An 11,465-nucleotide genomic window follows, 5' to 3' on the forward strand; every position below is an offset into this window, starting at 1 on the left:
GTCTGCCCAGTCCGGAAACGAAAGAAAGAGAGCTGTCGCAACAACTCTCTTTCCAGGGTTGGTTTAGCGATAGTCCGCTAGGATGGTATCAGCCTTCGCCTGCGCATCTTTCATGGCTTCCGCCGGTGTCTTCTGACCGGTGAGAGCAGCAGCGAGCGCATCGTTGAAGACCGCCGTGACGCGCTGGTTCTGGTAGGTCGACAATTCGGCTTTAGCATACTTGAGCTGATCGCGGGCCACGAGAACCTGCGGGAAGCCTTCAGCATATTTTTTCATGGTCGGCGTGTCCCAGGTGGCGGGACGCGGAGCGACATAACCCGTTGCCATGGTCCACTTGGCCGACTGTGCCGGAGCCGTGATCCACTTGACGAAATCAACCGCAGCCTTGGACTGTTCCTTGCTGGCCCCCTTGAAGAGATAGAGGTTGCCGCCGCCAGTCGGCGCACCAAAGGTCTTCTTCTTCGGCAGAAAACCAACACCGAAGTCGAACGGCGCATGATCATGCACATTCGTCAGGTTGCCCGTGGTGGTCCACATCATGGCCGTCTGGCCTTCAAAGAAGGCTTTCGGCGTTGCACCCCAGTTCGTCATGCCCGGCTGCATGACCTTGTCCTTCTTGCTCAGATCGACAAGATACTGAATGGCTTCGATGACCTTGGGGTCATCAAAATTGGTCTTGGTGCCATCAGCACTGGCAAGCGTTGCGCCATTGGCAATGGCAAGGCCCTGGAAGAGCCAATACGGGAACCCGGCCATCGGGATGCGAACACCCCACTGTGTGACCTTACCATCGGCATCACGAATGGTGAGCTTTTTGGCATAATCAACCATTTCTGCCCAGGTCTGCGGAGCCTTGTCAGGATCGAGGCCAGCTTTTTTGAAGGCGTCCTTGTTCCAATAGAGCACCGGTGTGGAGCGCTGAAACGGAATGCCATAAGTCTTGCCGTCGAACTGGCTGTTTTCCATGAAGGCAGGATAGAAGCCCTTGAGCCACTTCTTGTCTTCATCCGAGGTCAGGTAGGTGTCGAACGGCTGCACCAGATCCTCGTCCACCAGCGTGAACATATCGGCCGCCAGAAGCACCGCCAGCTGCGGAGGATTGCCGCCACGCGCTGCCGTGATCGCCTTGGCGACCGTGTCCTGATAGGAGCCGGCATAAATTGCGTCAATTTTGACATTCTTATGCTGTGCGACGTAGTCATCGGTCAACGACTGGATGGTCGAAGCGGCCGTTCCGCCTACTGCCACAGGAAAATAAAATTGCAAATCAACGGCATGGGCAGAAGCCCAGGTGCTGACCGAAAGAGCTGCGGTCGCAACTGCCTTCAAGAAGGTAGATTTCAACATCTGCATGGTTCCTCAAGCTTGTGCTTCGAGATCCGCCGTTAGCGGCAAGTCTGCACCCCCCGGTGCATCTATCTGGATCGCAGACGCGACCCAATTTCACTGATCAGATCATCCCGGCGGCAACCGCTGGGCGCATGGAAAACGTGCAAGTCTTCCTGCGAAAACTCAAAAGCCACCGCGTCACCCGGTTGCAGCATCTGTGCGCCCTCAAGCCGGGCCTGAAACATCACGTCGCCGATGGAACAGTCCACCAGAACATCAGCGCCCAGATATTCGACAGCACTGACTTGCGCTCTCAGAGCGGCGGAAGAATCCGTCGCCTCACACAACCGCAGCACTTCCGGACGCAGCCCGATGACAAGGTCCTGATGAAGGTCTGTTGCAGCTGCCTGCGTTGCCCCTAAGGCCGCGCCTTGCGCCGCCAAAAGCCCTTCGACCGACACGACATTCATCGGCGGTGTGCCAATGAAGCGCGCGGCAAACGGTGATGCAGGCCGTTCGTACAGATCGCGCGGCGGAGCAATCTGCTCGGCGCGGCCCTGATTGAGAAGTACGACCTGATCGGCCATGGTGATGGCTTCGACCTGATCATGCGTCACATAAACCATGGTGAACCCGAGCCGCTTTTGCAGTGCTCGGATTTCCACTCTCATCTCGTGACGCAACTTGGCATCAAGGTTAGACAGCGGTTCGTCCATCAGGCACACAGGCTTTTCAGCGATGATCGCCCGGCCCAAGGCCACGCGCTGCTGCTGCCCGCCAGAAAGCTGACCCGGCTTGCGATCCAGCAAGTTTGCCAGACCCAGAAGCTCGGCCACCTGAACCAGCTTTTCACGCCGCTGAAGTGCGGACACACGGCGCACCTTGAGACCAAAGATAATGTTCTCGGCCACACTCAAATGCGGGAACAAGGCGTAAGACTGAAACACCATGGCGATATCGCGCTCGGATGAGGGGTGCCCGGTGACATCGTCGCCACCGATCAGGATGCGTCCGCCCGATGTTTCATCCAGCCCGGCAATCATGCGCAGGGTTGTGGACTTGCCACAGCCCGATGGTCCCAACAGCACGGTAAAAGAGCCCGCCGGAATGTCGATCGAAAGGTTATCCACGGCCCGGCTGTCTCCGAACGTTCGGGTCACATTTTCCAGACGGATGGCCTTGCCCGCTGACGCCAACTGCACGTGTGTCGTCATGCAGACGCCTCCCTCGTCGTTGGGATCAGGACGTCGACATTATGGCGGCTGAGTTCACGATTGATGTAGGCCGGAACCGGCCGGTCCGTCACCACATGCGTCACTTCGCTAATGTGCCCGCCGCGCACATGCGCCGGCCGACCGAACTTGCTGTGATCCAGCACGAGAAACGACTGGCGACAGTTTTCCAGAATGACCTGACGCACGGCCACCTCGTCTTCTGTGAAATCCAGCAATGCGCCGTCTTCATCAACTCCCCCAACACCAAAGATGCCAATGTCGACCTTGTAGTTGCGGAAGTGATCAAGAACGCTTTTGCCCAGCACATCCCTGTCGCCATTGCGCAACCAACCACCCGCAATGCTGACCTGAAAGGAAGCATTGCCCGATGCCACAAACGCAACGTTGAGGTTGTTCGTGACGACCCGCAAGGCATTGTGCCCCACCAGCGCTTCCATGACGATTTCCGGTGTCGTACCGATGGAAAAGGCCAGCGACTGACTGTCCTTGACGTGTTCGGCCACGACGCTTGCAATCATCTTCTTCTGCGAAAGATTGAGCACGCGCCGAGCGCTGTAGTGACTGTTGCCGGTTTCAACCGGTGGCTCGACACCGCCATGCGTGCGCCGCAGGAGACCCAACTCGCACAGCCCGTTGATGTCACGTCGGATGGTCTGGGTCGTCACATCGAAATGACGCGCCAGATCTTCAACCGAAGCCCCTTAGTCACCACGGACAAGATCGGCAATGGCTGCCTTGGCGTTTCGAAAGGCCGTCACGTCTTAACATCTGCGCTCATCCAAATCATGCCGGATACGCGACAGTGCCGCTCTCCAGGGGTCAGGGCCCTCACCAAAAATCAGTCCGAAAACCGATCATGGCGCAATCACCTTTGCTCATAAAGCGAGATACTCGGTTCGGATGAACCTTTTTCGTAGCTCATATGAACCTATTGTAACAATGAGAAAGAAACGGAGGGCCGATCTATAGAGTACTCAAGCCCTGAGGCGAGCAATATCGGCTTCCTATCTAAACAAGAAACGAACCGGATATTCAAGTGTCCGGTTCGTTTGCCAGCAAAACAACGGCGTCAGATATCAAAACCAAATTTACGCGGGGTTGCGATACAGAAATGAGATGCCATCCTTGTCGAACAAATGCAGCTTGTCCGGTGTGGTTTCCAGGCGGACAGCAGTTCGTTTGCTAATCTGCTGAATACCGGGCAGTTTTGCGATCAAGTCACCAGTTCGCCCCGCCACATTGAGATAGAGAACGGTTGTTTCTCCAAGCGCTTCAACGATCTCGACCGAGGCCTCAATCAAACAGATGTCGCCATGCGCAACACTCAGATGCTCCGGTCGAACGCCCAGCTTGACCGCGGTGCCTTCATCTGACGCAGGTGTGGCAATCGGCACGTTCACTTGTGATCCATCGACGAGCTTCACAACACTCTCAGGACCTGTGCCAATCAATGTGCCGTCCAGCAGGTTCATCGCGGGCGAGCCGATGAACTGCGCCACGAAGGTATTTGCAGGGCGCTCATAAAGCTCCAGCGGCGCACCAACCTGCTCAATCCCGCCGCCGTGCAAAACCACAATACGGGTTGCCAGCGTCATGGCTTCCACCTGATCATGTGTGACATAGACCATGGTGCTGTCGGGCATACTTTCCTTGAGTTGCGCAATCTCGATGCGTGTTGCCACCCGCAGCGCCGCATCAAGGTTGGACAAAGGTTCATCAAACAGAAAGACCTTGGGATCGCGTACAATGGCGCGCCCAATGGCAACGCGCTGGCGTTGGCCGCCCGACAAAGCCTTCGGCAGTCTGTCGAGATAGGGTTCCAACTGAAGAATGCGGGCGGCATTATCGACAGCAGCCGTAATTTCGGCTTTTGGCTTGCGGGCGATTTTCATGCCAAACGCCATATTGTCACGCACGCTCATATGCGGATAAAGCGCATAGGTCTGAAACACCATTGCAATGCCGCGCTGCGCGGGCGGCTGGTCATTCATGCGCGTGCCATCAATTTCCAGATCCCCCCGGAGATTGTTTCCAGACCGGCAATCATCCGCAGAAGGGTCGACTTGCCACATCCCGAAGGCCCGACGAAGACAACCAGCTCGCCCTGCTCGATGTCCAGATTGATATTCGCCAAGACTTCGATGTTACCGTAAGCCTTGCGAACGTTCTTCAAGGAGACAGAGGCCATAGCCCACCCTCTTGTTTCAAAATTTCAAAAACAGTGATCACTTCACCGACCCGGCCAACAGGCCGCGTACAAGGAAGCGCTGCAATCCAAAGAACACCGCCAGCGGAACCGCAATTGACACAAAGGCAGACGCCGTCAGGATTTCCCAATTGCCGCCGAAGGAGCCGAGAAGTTCGCGCAACCTCCCGGTCATCACCAATTGGTCCTCATTGTTACCCAGAAAGACCGTGGCGACGAGCAAGTCATTCCACACCCAGAGAAACTGAAAAATCGCGAAACTGGCGAGCGCGGGAAACGACAAGGGCAGAATGATTTTGCGGAAGATGTCGAAGTCGGACGCACCATCAACACGGGCACTCTCGATGATCTCCTTCGGCAATCCCTTGATGTAATTTCGCAAGAGATACACCGCCATAGGGAGACCGAAGGCCGTATGCGCCAGCCAAACGCCGGGATAACTCTTGCCAATGCCGACATCCGTATAAAGCCGCAAAAGCGGGATCAGTGACATCTGCAAAGGCACAACGAGCAGACCAACAATCACCGCGAGCAACAGCGAGCGCCCCGGAAACGTCATCCAGGCCAATGCGTAAGCAGCATAAGCTGCAATCAGGATCGGAATGACCGTCGCCGGAATGGTCACCGTCATGGTGTTGAGGAAAGACTGACCGATGCCGCGAGAGAACAGCACAGTGCGATAATTCTCCAACGTGAAATGCGGCGGTGCCGACGCGGTGTAGAAAATCCGCTGGCCGCGCCGGCCCGTCATTTTCGTGTCTGACGAAATGACGAAATCACCATTCTTGGCAACATCAAGCGTGGCATCGTCACCAAGCTTGACGCTTTTACCCGGCTTGTAGGCTTCCGGTTCGCGACTTGACGTGCCGAAAGCGGACAGAGTGCCACTCTTGCCAGCCTTGAAGACATTACCGGAAATCACCCAGCGGTCGCCATCCTGCTTTTGATGGTCAGCAGACGGAGCCCGGTAAATGCTGTTCGACCTGGTGGACGAAAGAGCCGTCCACCAGCCGGAGGCCGTGATCTGATCCGCTTCACGGAACGATGAGATCAACAGCCCGAATGTCGGGATTGTCCAGATGACGACGAGCGCCAGAACGGACAGATGGATAACCCACATCAGCAGCGAACGGCGGCCAACTACTCCATCCATGCCTCAGGCCTCCTTGCGTGCTTCACGAATGTTCCAGACCATGATCGGGATCACCATCACCATAATGACCAGCGCAATCGTGGATGCACGCCCGAAATCAAGCCCGCGGAACATCCAGTCGAACATGTAATTGGCCAACACCTGAGTGCCCCACTGGCCATTTGTCATCGCCAGAACGATGTCGAAAATCTTGAGAACCAGAATTGTGATCGTCGTCCAGACAACAGCAATGGTGCCCCAGATCTGCGGCACCTTGATCTTGAAGAAGATCTGCAACGGATTGGCCCCATCCAGAATGGCAGCCTCAACGGTTTCTTCCGGAATACCCCGCAGGGCCGCCGACAGGATCACCATGGCAAACCCTGTCTGGATCCAGACGAGGATGATCATCAAAAAGAAATTGTTCCAGAACGGCAGCGTGATCCAGCGCCTGTGGCTCAAAGCCAAGCCCGGTAACGATGGCATTCAGCAAACCGATCTGCTCGTGCCCGGCAGCACGATAGTCGTAGATGAATTTCCAGATAACGGACGCCCCAACGAAGGAGATTGCCATAGGCATGAAAATCAGAGACTTGGCAATGTTCCCCAGGAGATCCGGTCGGTGAGCGCCGCAGCGATCAGACCAATGAATGTGGCCATGGCGGGAACCACAATCAGCCACAACAAATTGTTGAGGATGCTCATATGGAAGCCGGGATCGTGCAACATCCAATCATAGTTGCCCAGCCCGACGAAACTTTCGCCTGACTTGTTGAAGAAGGAAAGCTGGATCGTGTCGACGACCGGATAAACCAGATAGATGGTCAAAAGCAAAAGCGCTGGCCCGAGGAACAGCCAGGGCCGTATTGAATTGGCCCGAATGATATTGCGTGATGCGTTCTTACCTCTGGCTGGAAAAACAAGATCCAACAGGGCGTTGCCGCCCCAGAAATAAAGCACGCAAACCCCGACGCCTGCCACCATCGACACAAGCGCAAACAGCACCTGATCCATTGTTCCTCCCCGTCGACGAACGCCTGAGAGCGCTCGCATCTTGCCAGTGCCGACGCAACAGCCAACCATCCCCTGAAGGCTGTCGCGTCGGTGTCAGGTATATCTGACCGTCACCTGACCTTGGATTGAGAAACTGGCAGGATCATTTTCACCCTGCCAATTCGCACGTCACCCATCAGTTCTTGATGGAATCCCAGAAGCCTGGATTTCCTTACCAACGTCTTCAGCCGACTTGCCACCAACGAAATCGACCATGCCTTTCCAGAAGGCACCTGCGCCGATTGCACCAAGGCATCTGGTCGGACCCGTCAAAACGGAAAGTCGTGGCACTAAGCAGGATCTTCCCCATCCGGCGCAACGTATCGTTTTCATAGACATCAGCGTTGACGTTCTTGTCTGGCGTCAGGAACCCGCCTTGAGCCATCCAGACCTCATGCGCAATCGGCGTCTTGAAGAAATCGATCAAAGCTTCCGCAGCAGGACTGTCCTTGGTGATGGTCCAGGTCGTGCCTGCGCCCAGCACAGGACGGCCAAGGTCTTTGTTTGCGTAAGGCGGGAAGTAGAAGAAATCGACATCAACACCCACCTTCGTTCCTTTCGGAAAGAACGTCGGAATGAAGCTTGCCTGCTTGTGCATGTAGCAGCGGGGCGGCGACGTAAAGAGACCCTTGGGACTGTCGCGGAAATCAGACGCGGCGACTGCGCCCGGCGCATCCACGAACTTCGGATTGTTGACGAACCAGCCGAATTCCTTGATCGCATTCACAACACGCGGATCATCGAAGGGAATCTTGTTGCTCACCCAGTCGTCGTAGACGGCCGGCTTCTGCGTGCGCAGCATCAGGTCCTCGACCCAGTCGGTCCCCGGCCAGCCGGTGGCAGCTCCTGATCCAAGACCAATACACCAAGGCGTGCCGCCATCTGCGACGATCTTCTTGGTCAGCGACTTCAAATCTTCCATGGTCTTGGGCACTTCGTAGCCCGCATCCTCGAAGTTGTCCGGGCTGTACCAGACCAACGACTTCAGATCGACCTTATACATGAAGCCATAGAGCTGCTTCTTGCCATCCTTGCCCGCATAGGTGCCCAGATCCACCCACGACTGACCGGCAGCGTAGTTGTTCTTGATCCAATCGGCAGTCTTGTCACCAAGCGGTGTCAGATAGCCTTTCTTCGCAAGTTCTCCCGCCAGACCCGGCTGTGGAAACACAGCCACATTGGGCGGCGATCCGGCCTGTGTGTCGATGACGATCTGCTGCTCGAACGAATCGGAACCGGAATAATCGACCTTGGCGCCAGTGGCAGCCTCAAAATAGGCCAGCATGTTCTCGACAAGGGTCTTGTCCCCGCCGAGCCAAGGCCCAAAAACAGTCACCGTCTGGCCAGACAGATCATGGTCCTTCTTGAATTTTTCATAGCTGTCCCAGTGGAACCGGCTGTCCTGACCCGGTTTGAACAGAAGATCAGCGGCGGCTGCGCTCTGCAATCCCCAAGCAGCGCGCCGATAACGGCAGCGCATGTCAAAAAGCGAAACTTCATTTATTCCTCCCAGAATACCAAGAATCACGGCATCACCCGATAAGCATCCGAACGTCCACGATGTTTCCAAAAGGACATTCAAACCGCTTTGAGTTTTCAACAACATGTCTGGACACGCAGCGTAAGTCAAGAAAACGTCAAGGTCCAATGGGAATCCCGTTGGCGATGCATGAAGGCATCCGCTATAGCGTGAAGTGTCCAGCGCAAGGTCCAGTCCGATGAATTTGAAGCAACTTGCCGAAGCCTTGAACCTGTCACAAACGACAGTGAGTCGGGCGTTGAACGGCTATCCCGAAGTCAGTGCAAAAACCCGCGATCTGGTCGTGCGCAAGGCGCGTGAGCTCAACTATGCGCCCAACACACAGGCCCAGCGTCTGGCAACAGGGCGAACTCGCCTCATCGGCCACGTCTTTCCCAAAAGCCTCTATGAGATTCTCAATCCGATCTTCATGGAATTTCTGGCCGGTGCTGGCGAGAGCTATGCCGCCCACGGTTATGATATTCTGCTGTCCGTAATCGAAAACGATCAGTTGGAGACCACCTACGAGGAAATGGCTCGCTTCAAGAAAGTCGATGCCATCATGGTGCATGCCCCCCAGATCAACGACACCCGACATCACAGTCTGGCACGGCTCGGTCTGCCATTTCTCATTTTCGGGCGCATTCCCGGATCTGAGGATACCGTGTCATGGATTGACCTCGACAACCGCACAGCCTTTCGAGAGGCAACAGACCACCTTCTTGATCTGGGGCACACACGCATCGCCCTCCTGAATGGCAGCGAGACCTTCGACTTTGCCGCCCGGCGCCGCCAGGGCTATGAGGACGCTCTGACGGCGCGCGGGCTGCAAATGGATGACACTCTGATACAGACAGATTTCATGACCGAGAATTTCGGTGCCGATGCCTCCCGCCACCTGTTACAGACAGACGCTCCTCCCACCGCATTTCTAACCTCCAGCATGGTCACCGCGCTGGGTGTTGAACGCACATTGGGACGGATGGGCCTGCAGTTGGGACGTGATGTGTCGCTCATCACCCATGACGATGCCCTGTCTTTTCTCCCCAACACCGATACCCCGCCCCTTTTCGCCTGCACCCGCTATCCAGTGCAAGACATCGGACGTCAGGCGGGCACACTGCTGATCGAGGATGTTCTCAACGGCACCGGTGCACCGGTTCACAAGGAGCTTCGAACGCAGCTCATCCCGGGCCGTTCGGCAGCCCTCCTGACAAAAGGCACGGCAAAATAAAACCGGCCTCACTGCATCAGCGAGACCGGCGAGATCATAACACCGGAGCCTGTCAGGATCTGCGCGTCAGAGGCTGGAGCCAATCATTTTTGCAGGATCGACCACCCGATCAAAATCCTCTTCCGACACATACCCCAGTTCAAGACAGACTTCGCGCAGCGTCTTGCCGTCTTCGTGGGCCTTATGCGCCACTTCACTGGCCTTGTCGTAGCCGATGACCGGACTCAGAGCCGTCACCAACATCAGCGAATTTTCAAGGTAGGTTGCGATCTGTTGCTCGTTGGCTTCCATGCCCTCAACAAGGAAGTCGGCAAAGTTTCGGCAGCCGTCAGCCATGATATTGCCAGACTGGAGAATGGCGTTGATCATGACCGGCTTATAGACATTCATCTCCAGAAAGCCGCCGCTGCTGGCCATGCCAACCACCACATCATTGCCAAAGACCTGAATGCCGATCATCGCCAGTGCCTCACACTGAGTCGGATTGACCTTGCCGGGCATGATTGAGGAGCCGGGTTCGTTCGCAGGCAGAACCAACTCATTCAAACCACAGCGTGGGCCGCAAGACAGCAGGCGAATGTCATTGGCGATTTTGTAGAGCGAACTAGCAAGCGACTTCTGCGCGCCTGACAGCATGACCAGCGCATTGTGTGCGCCTTGCACCGCGAACTTATTGGGCGCAGTGACAAATGGCAGCTCGGTCAATTCGGCGATATGCTTGGCGGACCGCACGGCGAATTCCGGATGGGTATTGATGCCTGTGCCAACAGCCGTGCCCCCCAGTGCCAACTTGTAAACATCGCCCAGCGCATACTCGATACGCGCAATATCCTCATCCAGCATATGAACGTAGCCAGAGAGCTCCTGACCCAAGGTCAATGGCGTCGCATCCTGCATATGGGTGCGGCCAATCTTGATAATCTTGTCCTAGCGCCTTGGCCTTGGCATCCAGCTTTTCGCGCAAATACCTGGCAGACGGCAGCAGATGGCGGGCCGTCTGTAGCGCTGCCGACATATGCATGGCCGTCGGATAGGTATCATTCGACGATTGAGACATATTCACATGGTCATTGGGATGCACCGGCGACTTGCTGCCAAGTGTGCCACCCGCCATCTCGATGGCGCGGTTTGAAATAACTTCATTGACGTTCATGTTGGACTGGGTACCGCTGCCAGTCATCCAGACGTGCAACGGGAAATGCTCATCAAGCTTGCCTTCGATGATCTCATTCGCAGCAGAGACAACAAGCTTGGCAACGTCAGCGTCCAGCAGACCAAGGTCTTCATTCGTCCGCGCCGCGGCCTTTTTCAAGATGCCGTAGGCATGGATCAGCTCGATGGGGACGATGTCCTTGCCAATCGAGAAATACGTCAGGGACCGTTGCGTCTGAGCGCCCCAATATTTGTCATCCGGCACTTCGATTTCACCGATTCCATCCGTCTCTTTGCGCATTGAGAGCCTCCATATAGCCGTGTGAGCAATGTCGTTTGGAGTTGGCCTGATGCAGCGATCTTCCGGGGAGGAAAACAAATATGGCTGCCAGCAGCTACGACCTTTCTGACACAGGAAAACAAGAATGTCGTTCGGATTTAATGATCCGACCAGTTTCATATAGGAAGCGTCAGACGCAATCGAAAGAGCAGAATACTGTTAGTTTTTACAGTAAAAATTAAAGCAGTTAATAGACAATATTGACAATATTTATCATTATAACAATATTAATGATGAATATTTAAACTAAACATATGTTCAATGC

The 11,465-nt window shown here is 55.5% G+C and carries 5 protein-coding genes and 4 pseudogenes; 1 reads left to right on the forward strand and 8 read right to left on the reverse strand.

Annotated features, from left to right (window positions below):
• Positions 1-63 precede the first annotated feature (63 nt).
• From AC0L7U_RS07655 to AC0L7U_RS07685, 7 genes and pseudogenes are all read right to left on the reverse strand, one after another.
• Positions 64-1,347: an ABC transporter substrate-binding protein gene (locus AC0L7U_RS07655; protein WP_473695065.1), complete on the reverse strand. Its 1,284-nt coding sequence runs from the start codon at positions 1,345-1,347 to the stop codon at positions 64-66.
• A gap of 68 nt (positions 1,348-1,415) precedes the next feature.
• A complete protein-coding gene (locus AC0L7U_RS07660) occupies positions 1,416-2,543 on the reverse strand; it encodes an ABC transporter ATP-binding protein (protein ID WP_473695067.1) in 1,128 nt (375 codons plus the stop codon).
• Positions 2,540-3,229 carry a DeoR/GlpR family DNA-binding transcription regulator gene (locus AC0L7U_RS07665; RefSeq protein WP_473695069.1) on the reverse strand — a complete coding sequence of 230 codons (690 nt, stop codon included), beginning with the start codon at positions 3,227-3,229 and terminating at the stop codon, positions 2,540-2,542. Before AC0L7U_RS07665 ends, AC0L7U_RS07660 begins: the two co-directional genes overlap by 4 nt.
• Positions 3,230-3,652: 423 nt before the next feature.
• Positions 3,653-4,752: pseudogene (locus tag AC0L7U_RS07670) on the reverse strand (ABC transporter ATP-binding protein).
• 37 nt (positions 4,753-4,789) lie between these two features.
• Positions 4,790-5,923: a carbohydrate ABC transporter permease gene (locus tag AC0L7U_RS07675; protein ID WP_473695071.1), complete on the reverse strand. Its 1,134-nt coding sequence runs from the start codon at positions 5,921-5,923 to the stop codon at positions 4,790-4,792.
• A 3-nt stretch (positions 5,924-5,926) separates the two neighbouring features.
• Positions 5,927-6,916: pseudogene (locus tag AC0L7U_RS07680) on the reverse strand (carbohydrate ABC transporter permease).
• Between the two features lie 175 nt (positions 6,917-7,091).
• Positions 7,092-8,435, reverse strand: a pseudogene (locus tag AC0L7U_RS07685) (ABC transporter substrate-binding protein).
• 238 nt (positions 8,436-8,673) lie between these two features.
• Here AC0L7U_RS07685 and AC0L7U_RS07690 point away from each other — a divergent pair.
• Positions 8,674-9,708: a LacI family DNA-binding transcriptional regulator gene (locus tag AC0L7U_RS07690; protein WP_473695073.1), complete on the forward strand. Its 1,035-nt coding sequence runs from the start codon at positions 8,674-8,676 to the stop codon at positions 9,706-9,708.
• 66 nt (positions 9,709-9,774) lie between these two features.
• Here the strand turns inward: AC0L7U_RS07690 and fumC are convergent.
• A pseudogene (gene fumC, locus AC0L7U_RS07695) lies at positions 9,775-11,161 on the reverse strand (class II fumarate hydratase).
• Between the last annotated feature and the right edge of the window lie 304 nt (positions 11,162-11,465).

The sequence above is a fragment of the Roseibium sp. 10G30-5 genome (genome assembly GCF_055809635.1).

Coding starts and splice junctions, on each gene's coding strand:
- AC0L7U_RS07655 (WP_473695065.1), bottom strand. CDS start 1,347: ATGTTGAAATCTACCTTCTTGAAGGCAGTTGCGACCGCAGCTCTTTCG.
- AC0L7U_RS07675 (WP_473695071.1), bottom strand. CDS start 5,923: ATGGATGGAGTAGTTGGCCGCCGTTCGCTGCTGATGTGGGTTATCCAT.
- AC0L7U_RS07690 (WP_473695073.1), top strand. CDS start 8,674: ATGAATTTGAAGCAACTTGCCGAAGCCTTGAACCTGTCACAAACGACA.
- AC0L7U_RS07660 (WP_473695067.1), bottom strand. CDS start 2,543: ATGACGACACACGTGCAGTTGGCGTCAGCGGGCAAGGCCATCCGTCTG.